We start from the raw sequence: 18311 nt of genomic DNA, 5'->3' as shown, positions 1-18311 counted from the left end.
CGGGAGACCCAGCCCAGGAGACGACCCAGCCCAGGAGACTCAGTCCAGCGGGCCGACGGCGGACTCGGCGGCGGCGACCACGGCGCCGCTCTCCACGAGCCGGACGACGGCCTCGATCTCCGGCGCGAGGAAGCGGTCCTGCCCCGGCCCCGCGACAGACTCGCGCAGCGCCGCCACGACCGCGCCGGTGCCCGGCGCGGGCACGTGCGGCGCGCGTAGGTCGAGCGCCCTGGCGGCGGTCAGCAGTTCGATCGCCAGCACCCGGGTGAGGCCGTCGACGGCGCGGCGCAGCTTGCGGCCCGCCGACCAGCCCATCGAGACGTGGTCCTCCTGCATCGCGGAGCTCGGGATCGAGTCCACACTGGCCGGCACCGCCAGCCGCTTGAGCTCGGACACGATCGCCGCCTGGGTGTACTGCGCGATCATGTGCCCGGAGTCCACGCCCGGGTCGTCGGCGAGGAACGCCGGGAGGCCGTGGCTGCGGGCCACGTCCAGCATGCGGTCGGTGCGCCGCTCGGCGATCGACGCGAGGTCGGCCACCGCGATGGCCAGGAAGTCCAGGACGTACGCCACCGGGGCGCCGTGGAAGTTGCCGTTCGACTCCACACGCCCGTCGGCGAGCACGACGGGGTTGTCGATGGCGCTGGCGATCTCGCGGGCCGCGACGGCCGACGCGTGCGCGAGGGTGTCCCTGGCGGCGCCGGCGACCTGGGGGGCGCAGCGCAGCGAGTAGGCGTCCTGCACCCGGGTGCAGGAGCCGTCGCGGTGGGAGGCCATCACGCCCGAGTCCGCGAGCAGCGTCCGCATGTTGGCCGCCGCGAGGGCCTGGCCGGGATGGGGCCGCAGCGCCTGCAGGTCGGCCGCGAACACGTAGTCGGTGCCGAGCAGCGCCTCCACGCTCATCGCGGCGCTGATGTCGGCGGTGGTGAGGAGCCGCGACAGGTCGTGCAGCGCGAGCACCAGCATGCCGAGCATGCCGTCGGTGCCGTTGATCAGCGCGAGCCCCTCCTTGGCGGCCAGCTCGACGGGCTCGACGCCGTGCTCCTTGAGCGCCTCCGCGGCGGGCCGCAGGCGTCCCTCGGCGTCCCGCACGACGCCCTCGCCCATGATCGTCAGGGCGACGTGGGAGAGCGGGGCGAGGTCGCCCGAGCAGCCGAGGCTGCCGTACTCGTGGACGACCGGGGTGAGCCGGGCGTTCAGCAGGGACTCCAGCACCCGGGCCGTGGCCGGGCGTACGCCGGTGTGGCCGGTGGCGAGCGTACGCAGCCGCAGCAGCATCATCGCCCGCACGACCTCGGTCTCCACCTCGGGCCCGGAACCGGCCGCGTGGGAGCGGATGAGGCTGCGCTGGAGCTGGGCGCGCAGCGAGGGGTCGATGTGGCGGGTGGCGAGGGCGCCGAAACCGGTGGAGACGCCGTAGGCCGGGGTGTCGGACTCCGCGAGCTCCTCAACCCGCCCGCGCGACGCGGACATCTCGGCGATCGCGTCGTCGGTCAGGCGGACCTGGGCGCCGTACCTGGCGACCCGGACCACGTCGTCGAAGGCGAGCGGTCCCGGGCCGACGGCCACGACCTCGTTGTCGCGCATGTCCCACTCTTTCACGTCGTGCCGCTCGCGCCCTCTGCGCGTAGCGAGTAACCAGCGTATCTCAGCTTAGGTCCTTACATCCGAAGATCCTCTCCAGTCCCTCCCGCCCCGCGCCGGTCAGCCGCAGGGCGCGCGGCACGGTGCCCCGGACCAGCCATTCCCGCGCCAGGAGCCGGTCCAGCACCGCGGCGCCGAGCGCCCCGCCCAGGTGCGGGCGGCGCTCCAGCCAGTCGAGGCAGTCGGGGGCGAACCTGCGGCGGGCGCGGCGCACCCGCTCCACATCCACGCCAAGCTCCGCCAGCGCGTCCGCGCCGCTCGCGGTCAGCAGGCAGCCGCCGTCCGCCTCGATCAGACGCCCCTCGCGCACCAGCGCGTCGTACAGTTCGACCCCGACGCGGCCGGCCAGGTGGTCGTAGCAGCTGCGCGCCTCACGCAGCAGCCGGGCCTGCCGCGACTGCCGCAGGGACCGTACGGCGACGCGCCCGCTGATCCGGGCCAGCACCTCCAGGGTGCGGGCGACGTCGGGACCGGCGAGGCGGTAGTAGCGATGCCGCCCCTGCTTGACCACGGTCACCAGGCCGCCGTCGAGGAGCCGGGCCAGGTGCGAACTCGCGGTGGGGGCGCTCACACCGGCGATCGCTGCCAGCTCCCCCGCCGCCAGCGCCCTGCCGTCGAGCAGCGCGGTGAGCATGGCGGCCCGGGCGGCGTCCGCGATCAGGGCCGCGACGGGGGCGATGTCGGCGTCCCCCTCGGCCTCGGCTACTCCCAGGACCTCAGCGGTCCCCGGGATCTCGGCGTTCCGCGCGGTCTCGGCAGCGCCGGGCTTCAGCGCGGTCCCGGCGGCGGCGCGTGTGCGGTCATGTGTCACGGACATGCTTCGACGCTAACGCGGGGACGGTTCGACGGGGCTCGAAGCATCGGCCCGAACTCGCGGCCTGAGCAGGGGGAACGCGGTTGATTTGGGGAGTCGGCGGGAGATTCGATAAAGTCTTCCCCGTGAGCCCGGCCGGACAGAGCCGGGGACGCGGAAGTGGCTCAGTGGTAGAGCATCACCTTGCCAAGGTGAGGGTCGCGGGTTCGAATCCCGTCTTCCGCTCGGATCTGAACACTGTGCAGCTTGTCACGGTGGAGTGGCCGAGAGGCGAGGCAGCGGCCTGCAAAGCCGCGTACACGGGTTCAAATCCCGTCTCCACCTCTTGGTTCGTCCAAGGGCGATTAGCTCAGCGGGAGAGCGCTTCCCTGACACGGAAGAGGTCACTGGTTCAATCCCAGTATCGCCCACCACCACGCAGCATCCGAAGGCCGGACCCGAGATCGCGGGACCGGCCTTCTTCGCGCTGCGGCCATCCCTCGCAGGCAGACCATGGCCCCGTTCACTTGGCAGGGTGCACGGTTCTCTTGGCAGGGTGCACGGCAGGGCGCGGCCGAGAACCGGACGGCGCCCGGCGAAGGCGGCGGATTCTGTCGGGGGCGTCTGTGAGGATGCGGGCATGCGCATCCGCATCGAGGCAACTGATCTGCCCGGCCGCACCTGCCCGCCGGGCGACGGGTTTCCGGGATACTCCGGCATTCACGTGGGCGTGCAGCGGCGGGACCGCCCCGGCGAGATCCTCGATCTCCAGCCCGGTGACGCCGCGACCGCGCAGTGGACGCTCGACTGCACGGTGACCACGACCGCCGAGGGCGCGGCGGACATCCGCGGCCCGTACGTCCAGGGCAGGCCGGGCGGCCGGTTCGTCTACCTGTGCTGGGGCACGCTCGACGCGGCCGGCGGCTTCACGATGTTCCGCCGGGCCAAGCTCATGCTCGACCGGCTCGAACCGGATCTCATCGAGGCCGCGATCGGCTCCGGCACGCTGGTCGGGCGGCTCGGGCTCACCGACGCGCAGGGGCGTCCCCTGTGCGCGGCCGTCCGGCCGCCCGTCATCGCCTGGTCGCCCGCGCCATAGCGAGGCAGGCACGCCGATCCTACGAGGGCGTCCTCGCGCCGCCGCCGGGGATCGGCGGGTGGCGAGCCGATCAGTCGGCGCGGGCGGAGAGCTCTTCGAAGATCTCCAGCGCGGCCTGCCGGACGTCGTCGGGCGAGATGCCGTTCAGAGTGCTGCGGGCCTGGGCGGCGTCGCGGGTGGTGGCGAAGGTGATCGCGACGGACTTGGCGGCGGCGTGGCGCAGAGATCCGGTGGGCGCGCTGTCGGCCAGTGCCTCCGCGCTCGCGGCCAGGTCGAGGTTGTCTTTGCCGAATTGAGTGGTCAAAGCGTTCTCCTGGGATGATGGCGGCTTGGCCCATTATCCGTGATGGTCCCCGTGTATGGGGCGCGACCCCGCGTTGTTCGCGTGTCCGCGTCCTGTTTCACCGTTCAGTCCCCCGATGGGCGTCCGGCGAGCCGGGTCCGTACGACGAGATCGTGCAGGGCGTCGTGGGCCGAGGGGGCGTCCGGCAGCGCGGAGGCGTCCCGGGCCTCCTCCAGGCGGGCGGTGAGCGCGTCGAGGTCGGCCGCGAGCCGTTCCGCGCCGGGCGCGCCGTCCGGCATCCCGCCGTGCTCGGCCGCCCGCTTGGCCTCCACCAGGCCGGGCAGGTACGGCGGCCCGCCGTCGAGGAGCAGCGTGAGATCGGCGACGAGCTCGCCCGTACGCATGAGATGGACGCCCGTCAGCAGCACCCGGAACGCGTAGAGCAGCGGCTTCAGCTCCCCCGTACGGTCGAACAGCCGCCGCTGGGTGCGCGCGAACCCGAGGTAGTGGTGGGCGTGGTGCCGGGTGAGGCAGCCCCGCGCGAGGGCGCGCATCTCCTCGTGCAGCGGGGAGGTGGTCACGACCAGTGGCGACAGGAGCTGCTCCAGCACATAGCCGTTGCGGCCCAGCAGCAGCCGGCAGAACTTGGCGAGGTCGTGGGTCACGAGGTCGACCTCCACGCCCTCGCGGATCCACGAGCGGGTCACGGTCTCCTCGCCCGTGCGCAGGCCGACGACCTCCTCGGCCGGCAGCACGTGCACGCCCCGCAGGTCCACGTCCGAGTCCACGGAGGGGAACCCGTACAGATGCGCGCCGCTCACGGTGGCGAACGCGAGCGGGTGCCGCTCACCCGCGGCCACCTCGGGTAGCCAGGACGGCAGGACGGCGGTCACGGCCTCTCTCCTTCGATCACGGTCATGGAACCGGCCTCCGCGACGCCAGGAGTCGTCTGCGCGACGCCGGGAGTCACAGGGCGCACCTCCCCGCACGTCGGTCAGGAACTCCTCGACGGCCGCCCGGTCGGGGCGTGCGGGCAGCGCGCTTCCGGCCGGTTCCTCCAGCTCGGCGAGCAGCCGCGCACGCCACGCCAGCACCTCGGGCCAGGGCGTCTCCCCCCGCCGTACGGCGAGCAGCCGGTCGCGGTGGGCGCCCACCTCGATCAGCGGCTCCCCGTGCCGGGCCAGATGGACGGCGCCCAGCAGCAGCCGGATCATGTGCATCGCCATCTTCCACCGCCTGCCGTCGCCGCCCGGCAAGGGCGGGTCATGCGGCCCGAGACGGCGGAACTGCCGTTCGGCCGATCCCGCGAACGCCCGCTGCGCCTTCGCCGACAGGAACGCGGGGCGCAGCGCCAGCAGCCGCTCGCCCACCGGGGTGACCAGCTCCACCAGCGGCGACCACAGGCACTCCAGCACGGTCGGGTTGCCCTCCAGCGCGAGCACGCAGAACCGCTCGACCTCCCACGAGAACTGCTCGGGCAGCGGCCCCTCCATATGGTCGGGCGGCTTGTCGAGCCGCCAGAACATCGGGGTGGGCGTCACGAACACGCCCCGCCGGTCGACGTCCGACTCCTCGGTGTCCAGCCCGTACGCGCGCGAGCCGATGACGACCGACAGGACGGTGCCACCGGGGACGGTGCGGGTCATATCGCCTTTCACGAAGGTAGGCTCCCGGTCCGAGACGCGGAAAGGTAGCGATTTAATGGCCGACTTTGGACATGAGCTGTGGTTCGGGGCGTTCCTCACGCCCGACGCGGCGGGGCATCACCGGATCGTCCGGCAGGCCGTGCTGGCCGACGATATCGGGCTCGACATCGTCGGCATCCAGGACCACCCCTATCAGCCCGCGTTCCTCGACACCTGGACGCTGCTGTCCACGCTCGCGGGGCGCACCGAGCGGGTGCGGCTGTTCCCCGACGTGGTGAACCTGCCGCTGCGCCCGCCGGCGGTGCTCGCCAGGGCCGCCGCGTCGCTCGACATCCTGAGCGGAGGCCGGGTCGAGCTGGGCCTCGGCTCCGGGGCGTTCTGGGACGGCATCGCCGCCATGGGCGGCCCCCGCCGCAGCCCCGGCGAGGCCGTGGACGCGCTGGAGGAGGCCATCACGGTCCTGCGCGCGCTGTGGACGCCGGGCGACGAGGGCGTACGGCTCGACGGCGGACACTACCGGCTGGAGGGCGCACGGCCGGGGCCGTTCCCCCCACATCCGATCGGGCTGTGGCTCGGCGCGTACAAGCGGCGCATGCTTGAGCTGACCGGGCGTCTCGGCGACGGGTGGGTGCCCTCGGCCGGGTACGCCGCGCCCGGCGAGCTGGGCGCGATGAGCGAGATCGTGGACGCCGCGGCCGAGCGGGCCGGGCGCGACCCCGGCGAGATCCGCCGCGTCTACAACATCGCGGGCCGGTTCTCCGGCGCCGCTGGCGGTGGGTTCCTGGACGGGCCGCCGACCGTGTGGGCCGAGCAGCTCGCCGAGCTCGCGCTCGGCCACGGAATGAGCGTGTTCGTGCTGGCCGTGGACGACGACAGGGACCTCAAGGTCTTCGCCGAGGAGGTCGCCCCCGCCGTACGCGAGGCCGTGGCGCGGGAGCGCGCCCGGAAGCGGCGGCCGGACGCCGAGGGCCCGATCGGGATCGCGGAGGCACCCCAGACGGAGGCACCCCAGGCGGAGGCACCCCAGGCGAACAGGGCGCAGGCGGGGGCGGTGCTCGACGAGGCCACCCGGCCGCGGCTGCCCAAGCGCGACATCTCCGCGCTCCCGCCGCGCCGGCAGGCGAACGGCCAGCGGCTCGTGCTCATCCACGACCACCTGCGGCGAGAGCTGACCCAGATCAGGGACGCCCTGGAGCAGGTCGCCGCGGGACGCTCCGACGCCGCCGCGCTCCGCTCCATGATCAACGAGCTCACCATGCGACAGAACTACTGGACACTCGGCACGTTCTGCGCGTCGTACTGCCGTCTGCTGACCACTCACCACACGATCGAGGACGAGCACATGTTCCCGATGCTGGCCGCGGCGCAGAAGTCGCTGGCGCCGGTCGTGGCCCGCCTTGAGGAGGAGCACGAGGTCATCGCCGGGGTGCTGACCCAGTTGGACGCCGCCCTCGTCGCGATGATCGAGGACCCCGACCGGCTCGACGGCGTACGCGACCAGGTGGAGCTGCTGTCCGACGTGTTGCTGTCGCACCTGCGCTACGAGGAAGAGGAGCTCGTGGAGCCCATCGCCCGCCTCAACCTCGACATCTGACGGGCGCCCACCCCGCCGTGGCCGACTTCGGCCGTGCTCGAAGCTGCCACGGCCCCCCGACCAGGGGCCCCCGACCAGGGGGCGGCGCGGCCGGCGTGCGGCGCGGCAGGCGTGCGGCGTGATCCAGGCGTGGTTCAGGCGGCCTTGACCAGCAGCCGGCGCGGCCGGTGGATCAAGCCGTCGTCGGTCCACCGCACGCCCGAAAGATCCTCCTGCGGGCGCAGCCCCGGCAGCCGCGTGACCAGGGCGCGGACCGCTTCCTGCAGCTCCATCCTGGCCAGGTTCGCCCCCAGGCAATAGTGGGGGCCGTGGCCGAACGCCAGGTGCGGATCGGGCGTGGAGCCCGCGAATCTCCGGATGTCGAAACGCCACGGATCGTCGAAGACCGAGGGATCGTGGTTGGCCGCCGCCGGGTTGGGCAGCACGACGCTCCCCGCCGGCACGGTGCCGCCGGACAGCTCGACGTCCTCCGTCACGAGCCGCAGCAGACCGTTTCCGCCCGGACCCTCGTGCCGCAGGATCTCCTCCACCGCGGCCTCCAGCAGCTCGGGGCGCGCGGCCAGCTCCGCGTACTGCCGAGGATGACACAACAGGCGGAACACGCCTCGGATGATCATCGAGGCGGTCGTCTCGTGCCCCGCCATGATCAGTGTGAAGACCATGTGGGTCAGCTCGTCCTCGCTCAGCGCGTCCTCTCCGTCGCGCGCCGAGACGAGCAGGTCGATGAGGTCGTCGCCCGGCCTGGTCCGGTGCTCCGCGATCAGGTCCCGCGCGTACGCCATGAACGCGGTGAACCCCTCGGCCCTGGCTTCCGTGCTCGCCTCGGAGGTGGACAGGAACATCTCCGTCCAGCCGCGGAACTGCTCGAACCGGTCCATCGGCACGCCGAGCACCTCGCAGATCACCCGGGCGGGCAGCGGCAGCGCGAAGTCGGCGACCACATCGAACTCCTCCCCCGCCGCGTCGAGCAGCTCCGCGGCGATGGCCGCAGCGCGGGGCCGCCAGCGCTCGATCTGCCGGGGAGTGAACGTGCTCTGCATGATGCGCCGATAGCGGGTGTGCTCGGGCGCATCCTGGTTGATCAGAGCCGCCGGGTCGTCCTCCAGGCTCGTGCCGCCGACCATCCTGGGCAGGTTCGCCGCCCGCAGATTGCGGCTGCTCGCCGGGGACGTGAGCACGGTCCGGACGTCCTCATACCTGACGATCATCGGAACCCGGTCCCCGCTCGGCATCGTGACCCGCTCCATGGGGCCTTCCGCGCATCTGCGGGCGAGATCGGGCGAGGGGGTTCCGAGAGGGCCGGGCGGAAGATCGGGCCAGGGCCATGTGGTGCCGGACTGCTCTGTCATCGTCGCCTCCGGGCGATGCCTGTCCTCCACGCTGCCTGGAACGTACGTAGCGGTCACCGGCCGGTCAATGTCCCCCCGCGGCGACACTCCCGTTGAACCGGCGGCGACGGCGTGTTCACGGAGAGGCGTGTTTCGCACCAAAGGGCGACGCGATTCTGGGATGATCTCGAGGAAAACCATCGGACGTCGAGAGACCGTGACTGATGCCCCCCATTGACCAAATCACCGCCTTCGTGTCGGCCAATCCGGTCGAAACGATCATCATCAGCGTCATCTCCTTGGTCTTACTGGTCCTTGCCTTCTTCGCCCTGCGCGCCCTGATCCGCCTGTTCCGCCGCTGGGCGGCCGGCCGGCCCACCGAGGACGTTCTCACCATCGTCGCCGCCAGCATCGCCACGGGCGTCTCCGCCCAGGGCATGTGGCGCTTCTCCGGCGACGTCCTCGGGTTCGACGGGCCGCTGCGGCTCCTGCTGTTCGCCTTCATCGAGGTCGCCGTCATCACCAGCGCCGTACGGGCGCGCCGCAACATGCGGGAGAACTACTCGGCCGGCATCGACGGCCTGGCCGTGTGGGTGCTGACGTCCCTGTCGGCCGTCCTGTCGAGCATGGACGCCCGCAGCGTCGCCGAGGCCGTCTTCCGTCTCGCCGCCCCGCTCGTGGCCGCCTGGCTGTGGGAGCGCGGCATGGCCATCGAACGGGTCCGCATCACCGGCCGGGGCCGCATCAACTGGCGGCTCACCCCGGAGCGCGTGCTGGTCCGGATCGGACTGGCCGAGGCGAGCGACCGTACGGCGAGCGAGGTGGACGCCCACCGCAGGCTGACCAGGGTGGCGCTGGCCGCCAAGCGGGTCCGAGCGCTGCGCGAGGCCGGAGCGTCCGACCGCAAGCTGCGCGTCGCGATGGCCAAGCTCGACAAGGCGATGGACCAGGCCGTGGAATACACCGGCCTGGCCGTGGACGAGAAGCGGCAGGAAGCCCTGCTGTCCCAGATCGGCGCGCTCTACAACACCTCCGCGCTGATCGACCTCGCTCCGCCGGTCCCCTGGGCGCCCGAGCCCGAGCCGCCCGCTCCCCCGGCGCTGCCCGCTCCCACCGCCCCCACCATCGCCGAGCTGATCGACGACGAGGAGGAGGACATCCCGGCCGAGCCGGCGCCGCCCGTCGACACCGCCCAGCGCGCGGCCCAGCTCCGGGCCGCCCGGCAGTACTGGGACCAGCAGATCGCCCGCAAGTACGTCCCCCGGGCCGCCGACATCGCCCAGGAGGTGGGCATCCCGCTCATGGTGGCGAAGGAGTGGCGGGCGCTGTGGAAGCTCGAACCCCAGGCGTACGCGCTGATCGAGGCGGCGTTCCGGGAGCACGGGATCGTCGACACCGGCACGTTCCCGGCCATAGAGGTGCCCGAGCGCGCACGCGTGCTCGTCGTGAACGGCTCCGCCCCAGGATCGGCGGCGCACGACTCCTGACGCGGAAAGCCACACGACTCCTGTGACGCGCGAAGCCACGCGCGACTCCTGACGAGGGAAGCCGCGCACGACTCCAGACGGAGAGAGCCACACGCGGCTCCTCACGAGGGAGGCCACAGGCGGCTTCCGGCGAGGGAAGCCGCGCACGGCTCCTGAGGGGGAGCGCCGCGGGGCTACCGACATAAACGGGGCGGCGGGACCGGACGAGCCGGTCCCGCCGCCCTGTCGTTTTCGGGCCCCGCCCCGGTTTTTCCGTCCCCCGCTCGTCACTTCCCGCCCTCGCCCTGTCGCTTCCCGGCTCCGTCCCGTCGCCTCCCGGTCCCCGCTCCGTCGTCCTCACCGGCCCCGCTCCGTCGTTGTCACCAGCCCCGGCCTCGGCTGCCGGGCTCCGCTACCGCGTCCCCACCGCCCGCCGCGGCGGGTACCCGGGTCGCTCGATGCCGCGTCACAAGCCCGGGCAAAGGTTGCGACCAGAGTTATCCGCGCCGGTGCGACCCCTCGTCCGGGCCGGGGAGTGGACGAGGAGAGGCGAGACGATCGGCCTGCCTGCGACCGCCCGCGTTCCGGCAACCCGCTGGGGAGCAGCATGTCCTCGATGCCAGGAGGTCTGGTGCGTGCGGCGGTCGCCTGGGCCGCACGGTGGGTGATCGGTGCCGTGGGAGGCCCGGCCCGCTTCCGGATCATCGCCGTCCTCGCCGGCGTGCTCGCGCTCGACGCGGCGGACAAGGGAACCGTGGGGGCGGTCGCGCCGGAGCTCAAGGAGAGCCTCGGCATCAGCAACACCGAGCTCGGCTCCTTGACCGCGGTGTCGTCGGCCTCGGCCGCCTTGGCCGTCATACCCGTGGGCGTACTGGCCGATCGGGTGCGCAGGGTCAGGCTCCTGGCCGCCAGCATCGTGCTGTGGGTGCTGGCGATGCTCGCCGGGGGCCTGGCGGATTCGTACCAGTGGCTCCTGCTGTCGCGGCTGGCGCTGGGCGCGGTGTCGGCCACGGCCGGTCCCACGCTCAGCTCCCTCATCGGCGACTTCTTCCCACCGGGTGAACGGGCCCGTGTCTACGGGTTCATCCTCAGCGGGGAGATGCTCGGCGTCGGATTCGGCCTGCTGGTGGGCGGCAATCTGGCCAACCTGCTGTCGTGGCGTGCCGCGTTCTTCGTGCTCGCGGTGTTCGGGATGCTCCTCACGATCGTGATCGCGCGCAAGCTGCCCGAGCCGGCGCGCGGCGGCCAGGGACGGCCGCGTCCGGCGGGGCAGCGTCTGGACTCAGGGCAAGGTCCGGACTCAGGGCAAGGTCCGGGCTCAGGGGAAGGTCCGGCCGCAGGGTGGGACGAGACGGCGCCGAGCCGCGGCGACGCGGTGCACTTCGCCCTGCGGGGCCGCGGCATCGAGCCCGATTTCGCGCTGATCCTGCGGCGCGACCCGGCGCGGATGTCGATGTGGGAGGCGGCGCTCTACGTCCTGCGGATACGCACGAACGTCGTGTTGATCATCGCGTCCGCGGTCGGATACTTCTTCTTCGCCGGCCTGCGCAGCTTCGGCGTGCTCTTCCTCGACCGGCAGTACGGTCTCGCCGCGGCGGCGGTCACGGGACCGGCGCTGCTCGTCGGTCTCGGCGCCCTGGCGGGCGTCCTGAGCGGCGGGCGGGTCGCCGACCACCTGATCCGGCGTGGTCGCCTCGACGCGCGCATGACCGTCCCCGCGGTCGCCTACCTGACCACCGCCGTGTTCTTCGTCCCGGCTCTGCTGACGACGTCGACCGCGACGGCGTTGCCGTTCTTCCTCGTCGCCGCCGGATGTCTCGCCGCCGCCAATCCCCCGCTGGACGCCGCGCGCCTCGACGTCGTCCACTTCCGGCTCTGGGGTCGCGCGGAGAGCATCCGTACGTCCCTCCGGATGGGCGCGGAGGCGGTCGCCCCCGTGACCTTCGGATTCCTGGCCGATCTCCTCGGATCGGACGGCCCCAGGAGCGCGCAGGGCCTGCAGTACACCTTCCTGATCATGCTCGGGCCTCTGGTGGCGAACGCGGTCATCCTGCTCCACGGCAGGCACTCCTATCCTCGCGACGTCGCCACGGCGACCGCCTCCGAGAGGCCGCGCGTACGGTGACCCGTCCAGCCAGGAGCGCCCGCTCCCGGCCCGAGAACGAGGGGCGGGGTGCTTTTCCGGCATAGCGGGGCAAGGACACTCCTACTTTCCCGTGACATCGCGGGCGCGGGGGCGGACGTCCTCTCCTGCGGCGGCCACATGGTCACGCGTTGGGAGGAGCTCATGGAGATCTCGGGGGACGGCGCGGGGAACCGCGTGGCCCGGCTCGCGGGTGGGCGCGACCAGGTGGGGCGGGCGCGCAGGCTCGTGTCCGCCGCACTCGGACGCGGCCATCCGCGGCACGACGACTGCGTGCTGCTGACCAGCGAGATCGCGACGAACGCGGTCGTCCACTCCCGATCAGGAGACGGCGGCACCTTCACCGTCACCGTCTCGTGCCTGCCCGACCGGGTGCGGATCTGCGTGGAGGACGACGGGTCGGCCGCGCCGCCGTGCGCCGGGCATCCGCTCCCCAACGGATCGAGCCAGGGCGGCCGGGGCCTGCCGCTGCTGGACCTGCTGGCCGACCGGTGGGGGCTGGTCCGCGAGGCCGGGCGCAACGAGGTGTGGTTCGAGGTCTGGTCCGACGGCGAGCGGCACGCCGCCGCACTCACCCGCCGCCGGCCGGCCGCGCGGGTGCGACCGGCCGTCGCGGCGCGCGGCGCGACCTCCGGCTGAAACAGGCCCTCCCCCACCGCTTCCCGGTCGGTCATGGGCGCGGGCAGGCGGGAAGCCGCGGCGCGGCGCGACCTCCGGCTGAAACAGGCCCTCCCCCACCGCTTCCTGGTCGGTCATGGGCGTGGACAGGCGGGAAGCCGCGGCGCGGGGCGACTCCCGGGTGGAACAGGTCCTCCGCACCGTCCCGGTCGGCCCTGGGTGCCCGGCTGAACCGTCCTCCCAGCTCACGAGCGCTTCCCGGTCGCGGCCCTGGTTCGCCGGGCGGGGAGCCGCGCGCTCAGATCGGTGGCCGTGACACGGCATTGGCGCCCGTTTCGGTGGTACTACACCGACGTCGGGTGATTTTTCCGGGCAAGGAAGGGGCAATACCAACCTATTTAATCGGGAAAGTAGGAGGACTCCCATGGCCCTGCCCGACTTCCTGGTCATCGGGGTGCCGAAGGCCGGCACCACGGCCCTGCACGCGGCGCTGGCACGCCATCCCCGGCTCTTCATGTCTTCCGTCAAGGAGCCGAAGTTCTTCCTCACCGACGGTCCGCCCCCGCTGAAAGGCGGGCCGGGGGACGCGGAGACCTACCGCGAGCACGTATGGCGGCGCACCGACTACGAGGCGCTGTTCGCGGACGCGCCGCCGGGGGCGCTGCGCGGCGAGTCCACCCCCTTCTACCTCTACGACCGCGCTGCCCAGCGGCGGATCAAGGAGACGATCCCGGACGCGAAACTCATCGTCTCGCTGCGCGACCCGGTGGAGCGCGCCCACTCGAACTGGACCCACCTGTGGTCGGCCGGGCTGGAGCCGATCGGCGACGTCATCGAGGCGTGCGCGGCCGAGAAGCGGCGGATCGCCGACGGCTGGTCGCCGTTCTGGCACTACGTCGGCCTCGGCCGGTACGGCGAGCAGCTCGCGCACCTGTTCACGCTGTTCCCCCGGGAGCAGGTGCTGGTCTTCCGCTATCGGGATCTGGTGGACCGCCCCGCCGCCACCCTCGATCGCATCTGCGCGTTCCTCGGGGTGGAGCAGGGGCTGGTCGGCGAGGTGCCCAGGGAGAACGTCACGGCCCATCCGCGGCACAGCCGCAGGCACCGCATCCTGGCCCGGCTCGCCCGGCTCGGCGACCCGGTGCTGGGCCAGCGGCTCACCACGCCGCTGGAGCGGGTGCTGCAGCGCGACGGCCAGCCCCGGCGGCCGCTCACCTGGGCGCAGCGCCAGGAGCTGCTCGCCTACTTCGCCGCCGACATCGCGCTGCTGCGCGACGTGCTCGGCCGCGACTCCGGCGACGACTTCGGCGACTGGCTGCGCCCCCGTGAGCGGTCGGGCGGCCTCGTCGGAGCCCGGCCGTCCGGCCAGCGGCAGGCCCGCAACGGCCGCGCCAGGAGCGTCTCCGACCCGGCCGGCCGGCGGCAGGGCATGAACGGCCCGCCCGGAGGCGATCCCACGGGGGCGTGACCCCGGGACTCGGCCGCCGTCACCCCCGTGCCCGCTCCCGCCTCAGCTGTCCACGGCGGTGCCGCCCGCGGGCGTCGCAACCGCCCGCCGGAGCGGTCGGCGCAGCGTGGTCGGCGCAGCGTGGTCGGCGCAGCGTGGTCGGCGCGGCGGGGTCGGTGCAGCGTGGTCGGTGCAGCGTGGTCAGCGGGGCGAGGCCGGTGCGGCGGGTCTCAGCGCGGCGGGGCCGGTACAGCAGGGTCAGTGCAGCTCGGTGCGCAGTTCGTGGGCCCCGTCGGCGCGGGTCAGCTCGTAGTAGAGGCGGTGGCCCCCCTCCACGGGCACGATCGACAGGTAGCGCAGCCCTCCCCCGGCGTGCTCCGACTGGGCGACGGGGGCGGTTCCGGTAGCGGTGAGCGTGGACGGGCCGGGGCCGATGGCCACGCCGGTGCGCTCCTCGTAGTTCTCCTCCGCCGACGCGCGGCCGTCGTAGTAGGCGATGACGGTGCCGCCGCTGAACGTGACCGCGGTCACCCGCACACCACGCGAGTCCCACTCGCCGGGCCGCCGGTCGAGCGCGGTCCCCTGCCAGGTCCACTCGACGCCGTCGGTGCTGGTGGCGTACTCGGTCACCATCTGGTCGGCCTCGTCGGGGTCCTCCAGGGGGTGGCAGGACGCCCACAGGTGCCACACGCCACCGTGGTGGAGGATCACGGGGTCCTTGACACCGGTCTTGAGGTCGCCGGGCAGCACCACCCGCGCGTCGGCGGGGTCGAACTCCGCCGGCCCGGCGGCCTCGATCATCTCGACCCGCCAGTGCTTGGTGCCGTACGTGGCGCAGCTCAGGTAGAGGCGCCACCTGCCCTCCGGCGTCACCACGAGCGTCGGGCGCTCCAGCGACTCGGTCTTCATCTCGTCCTTGGTGATGGTGAGGAGCTTCTCGAACCGCTCCCCGTCGGCCGAGCGGGCGATCTCAACGGCGTACCCCCGCCCGTCACCGAGCGGCCGGCGCAGCCGGTAAGCCAGATAGATCCATCCGTCCCTGGCCACGGCACTGGGCGCGCCCGCCCAGAATCCTGGCCCGTCTCCGGGCGGAGGAACCGCGACGACTGACCGTTCCGGCTTCGGTGCGAACACGTCTCTTCTCCGTACTGAGCGACGACGGTGGACGGGGCCGGCTCCCACCGGCCCTTCTTGGCTGTAGTGAATTACCAGCGGCCCGCCGCGAGGCCAAGTGTCCTCGCCATCGGACGACCATGTCTATACAAAACCCGCTTGCTTTGCGGGTTTTGTCAGGATAGGGCAGACCCGCCACTGCTCGCGCCCGCTACCTGCGGAAAAGTCAGGTGAACCCGGAACGGGAGGGCGGCGTATCTCCGGGCGTAAGGGCATGCCGACACAGTTCTGACCACTCTCAGGAGGCCCCATGCGGGCACGTATCGTCACGCTCTGCGCCGCGCCGCTCGCGCTGGCGCTGGCCGGAGCCGCACCGGCCCACCCCGCTTCGTCCCCCCACGCCTCCCGTTCCTGGCAGGGCTCCGGCCACCAGGTCCACACCGCGGCGAACCGGTCCGCGAGCACGGCACGCACCCCCGCCCGGTTCGCCAGGGTCGACCTGGTCTCCGACGTGGCGGGCCGGGCGGCGCTCACCGATCCCAAGCTGGTCAACCCCTGGGGCCTCGCGATGGGCGCCACCCTCTGGGTGTCCAACGCGGGGACCGGCACGGCGACCGTCTACACCGGAGGCGCCGGGACGGTCAGGAAGGCACCCACCACGGTGGCGATCCCCGGCGGCATCCCCACCGGCCAGGTGGCGTACACGGGCGACGCCTTCACGATCAAGGGCAAGGCCGGCACCGCGCCCGCCTCGTTCATCTTCTCCAGCCCCAGCGGCGCCATCACCGCCTGGAGCGCCAAGGCCGATCCGCACAACGCGGTCATCGCCGCGTTCACCCGCGGCGCCGACTACAAGGGCCTGGCGCTGATGACCACCGACCGGGGCACGTTCCTGCTCGCGCCGTCCTTCTCCCACGGCGCCGTCCACGTCTTCGACGACGACTTCCGGCGGGTGCGGCTGTCGCGCCGCGCGTTCCGCGATCCGTTCCTGCCCGCGCACTACTCCCCCTTCAACGTCGAGATCGCCGGGAGCTCGGTCGTCGTCGCGTACGCCAAGCGGGACCCCGCGACCGGCAGGCCGGTGGCGGGCCGGGGCAACGGGTTCGTCAGCCAGTTCACCGCGAGCGGCCGCTTCGTGCGGCGTCTCGCCTCCCGCGGCCCGCTGAACGCTCCGTGGGCGCTGACGCTCGCCCCCGCCGGGTTCGGCGCGTACGCCGGTGCGCTGCTGGTGGGCAACTTCGGCGACGGATGGATCAACGCGTACAACCCGAAGACCGGCCGCTACCTCGGCCCGCTGCGCGGGGCGGACGGCAGGGCGATCGCCGTCGAGGGGCTGTGGGACCTCGAACCCGGCACGGCGGCCAACGGCGGCGCCGACGCGGTGTGGTTCTCGGCCGGCATCTCGGGGGCGCGGCACGGCCTGCTCGGCCTGATCCGCCCGGCCACGGCCGCGGGCACCGCCTCGCCCACGCCGGCGTCCCCGCCGACCTCCAGGCCGACCTTCAGGCCGACCTCCAGGCCGGCGTCCACGACCTCGGCCAGACCTGCGCCGTCACACTCCCACCCATCAGGCGGCTACGGCTACTGAGCGGCCGCTCAGCGGCTGTGAATCGGCACCGATCAACCACTGAGCGTCGCCGAGCGGCGGACCGGTCCCGGGACACGCCCACCCGCGGCCGATCCCACACCCCGGGGAGCGGTATGACTGTAGACATGGACAAGGCAGACATCGGAGTGACGGGCCTGGCGACCATGGGCCGCAACCTCGCCCGGAACTTCGCCCACCACGGTCACGTGGTCGCGGTGCACAACCGCACGGAGAGCCGTACCACCCGCTTCATGGAGGAGCACCGCGACGAGGGCGCGTTCCTGCCGGCGGGCACGATCGAGGAGTTCGTGGCCTCCCTCGAACGGCCACGCAAGGCGATCATCATGGTCAAGGCCGGGGCCCCCACCGACGCCGTGATCGAGGAGCTCGCCGCCGTCATGGAGCCGGGCGACATGATCATCGACGGCGGCAACGCCCACTACCTGGACACCCGCCGGCGGGAGGCCGCGCTGCGCGAGCGGGGCATCCACTTCGTCGGCACCGGAATCTCGGGCGGCGAGGAGGGCGCGCTCAACGGCCCGAGCATCATGCCGGGCGGCGACGCCGCGGCGTACGAGACGCTCGGCCCCCTGCTGGAGGACATCGCGGCGAAGGTCGACGGGGTGCCGTGCTGCGTGCACGTGGGCCCCGACGGCGCGGGCCACTTCGTCAAGATGGTGCACAACGGCATCGAATACGCGGACATGCAGCTCATCGCGGAGTCGTACGACCTGCTCCGGCAGGCTCTCGGGCTGAGCCCCAAGGAGCTGTCCGACGTCTTCCGCGAGTGGAACCGGGGCGACCTGGAGTCGTACCTGATCGAGATCACCGCCGAGGTGCTCGGTCACACCGACGCCGCCACGGGCAAGCCGTTCGTCGACGTCGTGCAGGACCAGGCCGAGCAGAAGGGCACCGGCCGCTGGACCGTGCAGAGCGCGCTCGACCTCGGCGTCCCGGTCACCGGAATCGCCGAGGCGGTGTTCGCCCGGGCGCTGTCGGGCCACCCCGAGCAGCGGGCCGCCGCCCGCTCCCTCACCGGCCCCTCGGGGACGGCCGGCGACTCCGGCCTCGTCGAGGACGTGCGGCGGGCGCTGTACGCCTCCAAGATCGTGGCGTACGCCCAGGGGTTCGACCAGATGGCCGCCGCGAGCGCGGAGTACGGCTGGAGCCTGAACCTGGGCGCGATGGCCACGATCTGGCGCGGCGGCTGCATCATCAGGGCCCGCTTCCTCGACCGGATCCGGGCGGCGTACGACGCGGACCCGAACCTGCCGACGCTGCTGGTGGACCCGACGTTCGCCCAGGCCCTGGAGGACGCCCAGGAGTCGTGGCGGCGGGTCGTGGCGACGGCGGCGACGATCGGGGTGCCCACGCCGGGCTTCTCCTCGGCGCTGGCCTATTACGACGGGCTGCGCCGTGACCGGCTCCCCGCCGCGCTGCTGCAGGGGCTGCGCGACTTCTTCGGCGCGCACACCTACCGGAGGGTCGACCGGGAGGGCTCCTTCCACACCGACTGGTCGGGCGACCGGGCCGAGCGGCCCGCCTGACC

General features: G+C 72.8%; 14 protein-coding genes and 3 tRNA genes. 11 read left to right on the top strand and 6 right to left on the bottom strand.

What is annotated here, in order from left to right; genetic code table 11:
* Nucleotides 1–39: 39 nt before the first annotated feature.
* Nucleotides 40–1587 carry a histidine ammonia-lyase gene (hutH, locus tag HCK04_RS28255; RefSeq protein WP_142650422.1) on the bottom strand — a complete coding sequence of 516 codons (1548 nt, stop codon included), beginning with the start codon at nt 1585–1587 and terminating at the stop codon, nt 40–42.
* A 61-nt stretch (nt 1588–1648) separates the two neighbouring features.
* Nucleotides 1649–2461 carry a helix-turn-helix domain-containing protein gene (locus HCK04_RS28250; RefSeq protein ID WP_142650421.1) on the bottom strand — a complete coding sequence of 271 codons (813 nt, stop codon included), beginning with the start codon at nt 2459–2461 and terminating at the stop codon, nt 1649–1651.
* A gap of 150 nt (nt 2462–2611) precedes the next feature.
* Here HCK04_RS28250 and HCK04_RS28245 point away from each other — a divergent pair.
* The 4 genes from HCK04_RS28245 to HCK04_RS28230 all read left to right on the top strand — a co-directional run bounded on the left by HCK04_RS28245 (nt 2612) and on the right by HCK04_RS28230 (nt 3536).
* A tRNA-Gly gene (locus HCK04_RS28245) sits at nt 2612–2683 on the top strand.
* 28 nt (nt 2684–2711) lie between these two features.
* A tRNA-Cys gene (locus HCK04_RS28240) sits at nt 2712–2782 on the top strand.
* 14 nt (nt 2783–2796) lie between these two features.
* Nucleotides 2797–2871 (top strand) — tRNA-Val (locus HCK04_RS28235).
* Between the two features lie 206 nt (nt 2872–3077).
* Entirely contained in the window at nt 3078–3536 is a 459-nt protein-coding gene (locus tag HCK04_RS28230; protein WP_142650420.1) for a DUF5990 family protein, read from the top strand.
* 70 nt (nt 3537–3606) lie between these two features.
* Here the strand turns inward: HCK04_RS28230 and HCK04_RS28225 are convergent, their stop codons facing one another.
* Together HCK04_RS28225 and HCK04_RS42805 are read right to left on the bottom strand one after the other, a co-directional pair.
* Nucleotides 3607–3840, bottom strand: coding sequence for a hypothetical protein (locus tag HCK04_RS28225; RefSeq protein WP_142650419.1), 234 nt, complete (start codon nt 3838–3840; stop codon nt 3607–3609).
* A gap of 104 nt (nt 3841–3944) precedes the next feature.
* Nucleotides 3945–5465 carry a nucleotidyltransferase domain-containing protein gene (locus HCK04_RS42805; RefSeq protein WP_240971887.1) on the bottom strand — a complete coding sequence of 507 codons (1521 nt, stop codon included), beginning with the start codon at nt 5463–5465 and terminating at the stop codon, nt 3945–3947.
* 55 nt (nt 5466–5520) lie between these two features.
* On the opposite strand from HCK04_RS42805, the gene HCK04_RS28210 reads away from it, so the two are divergent.
* Complete coding sequence (locus HCK04_RS28210; protein WP_142650418.1) at nt 5521–7059, top strand: LLM class flavin-dependent oxidoreductase; 1539 nt, start codon at nt 5521–5523, stop codon at nt 7057–7059.
* Between the two features lie 134 nt (nt 7060–7193).
* On the opposite strand, the gene HCK04_RS28205 is transcribed toward HCK04_RS28210, so the two are convergent.
* Nucleotides 7194–8408, bottom strand: coding sequence for a cytochrome P450 (locus HCK04_RS28205; RefSeq protein ID WP_142650417.1), 1215 nt, complete (start codon nt 8406–8408; stop codon nt 7194–7196).
* Between the two features lie 203 nt (nt 8409–8611).
* Between HCK04_RS28205 and HCK04_RS28200 the strand changes: the two genes are divergently transcribed.
* The 4 genes from HCK04_RS28200 (at nt 8612) to HCK04_RS28185 (ending at nt 14082) form a co-directional block, all read left to right on the top strand.
* A complete protein-coding gene (locus HCK04_RS28200) occupies nt 8612–9874 on the top strand; it encodes a hypothetical protein (protein ID WP_142650416.1) in 1263 nt (420 codons plus the stop codon).
* 595 nt (nt 9875–10469) lie between these two features.
* Nucleotides 10470–11978 carry an MFS transporter gene (locus tag HCK04_RS28195; protein WP_168066330.1) on the top strand — a complete coding sequence of 503 codons (1509 nt, stop codon included), beginning with the start codon at nt 10470–10472 and terminating at the stop codon, nt 11976–11978.
* A gap of 138 nt (nt 11979–12116) precedes the next feature.
* Nucleotides 12117–12635, top strand: coding sequence for an ATP-binding protein (locus HCK04_RS28190; RefSeq protein ID WP_240971886.1), 519 nt, complete (start codon nt 12117–12119; stop codon nt 12633–12635).
* A gap of 403 nt (nt 12636–13038) precedes the next feature.
* On the top strand, nt 13039–14082 hold the full coding sequence (locus HCK04_RS28185; protein ID WP_142650414.1) for a sulfotransferase: 1044 nt from the start codon (nt 13039–13041) through the stop codon (nt 14080–14082).
* Between the two features lie 237 nt (nt 14083–14319).
* Here the strand turns inward: HCK04_RS28185 and HCK04_RS28180 are convergent, their stop codons facing one another.
* Nucleotides 14320–15195, bottom strand: coding sequence for a hypothetical protein (locus HCK04_RS28180; RefSeq protein WP_142650413.1), 876 nt, complete (start codon nt 15193–15195; stop codon nt 14320–14322).
* Between the two features lie 289 nt (nt 15196–15484).
* Between HCK04_RS28180 and HCK04_RS28175 the strand changes: the two genes are divergently transcribed.
* On the top strand, nt 15485–16762 hold the full coding sequence (locus tag HCK04_RS28175) for a TIGR03118 family protein (RefSeq protein WP_142650412.1): 1278 nt from the start codon (nt 15485–15487) through the stop codon (nt 16760–16762).
* Between the two features lie 125 nt (nt 16763–16887).
* A complete protein-coding gene (gene gndA / locus HCK04_RS28170) occupies nt 16888–18309 on the top strand; it encodes an NADP-dependent phosphogluconate dehydrogenase (protein WP_142650411.1) in 1422 nt (473 codons plus the stop codon).
* Nucleotides 18310–18311: the final 2 nt, after the last annotated feature.

Origin of the sequence: Microbispora sp. CL1-1, assembly GCF_012034195.1 — a bacterium.
In the GTDB taxonomy this organism is placed as follows: Bacteria; Actinomycetota; Actinomycetes; order Streptosporangiales; family Streptosporangiaceae; genus Microbispora.
This window is presented reverse-complemented; position numbering and strand designations above follow the sequence as displayed.

Coding starts and splice junctions, on each gene's coding strand:
- HCK04_RS28250 (WP_142650421.1), bottom strand. CDS start 2,461: ATGTCCGTGACACATGACCGCACACGCGCCGCCGCCGGGACCGCGCTG.
- HCK04_RS42805 (WP_240971887.1), bottom strand. CDS start 5,465: ATGACCCGCACCGTCCCCGGTGGCACCGTCCTGTCGGTCGTCATCGGC.
- HCK04_RS28195 (WP_168066330.1), top strand. CDS start 10,470: ATGCCAGGAGGTCTGGTGCGTGCGGCGGTCGCCTGGGCCGCACGGTGG.
- HCK04_RS28190 (WP_240971886.1), top strand. CDS start 12,117: ATGGTCACGCGTTGGGAGGAGCTCATGGAGATCTCGGGGGACGGCGCG.
- HCK04_RS28185 (WP_142650414.1), top strand. CDS start 13,039: ATGGCCCTGCCCGACTTCCTGGTCATCGGGGTGCCGAAGGCCGGCACC.
- HCK04_RS28200 (WP_142650416.1), top strand. CDS start 8,612: ATGCCCCCCATTGACCAAATCACCGCCTTCGTGTCGGCCAATCCGGTC.
- HCK04_RS28210 (WP_142650418.1), top strand. CDS start 5,521: ATGGCCGACTTTGGACATGAGCTGTGGTTCGGGGCGTTCCTCACGCCC.
- gndA (WP_142650411.1), top strand. CDS start 16,888: ATGGACAAGGCAGACATCGGAGTGACGGGCCTGGCGACCATGGGCCGC.
- HCK04_RS28205 (WP_142650417.1), bottom strand. CDS start 8,408: ATGACAGAGCAGTCCGGCACCACATGGCCCTGGCCCGATCTTCCGCCC.
- HCK04_RS28230 (WP_142650420.1), top strand. CDS start 3,078: ATGCGCATCCGCATCGAGGCAACTGATCTGCCCGGCCGCACCTGCCCG.
- hutH (WP_142650422.1), bottom strand. CDS start 1,587: ATGCGCGACAACGAGGTCGTGGCCGTCGGCCCGGGACCGCTCGCCTTC.
- HCK04_RS28175 (WP_142650412.1), top strand. CDS start 15,485: ATGCGGGCACGTATCGTCACGCTCTGCGCCGCGCCGCTCGCGCTGGCG.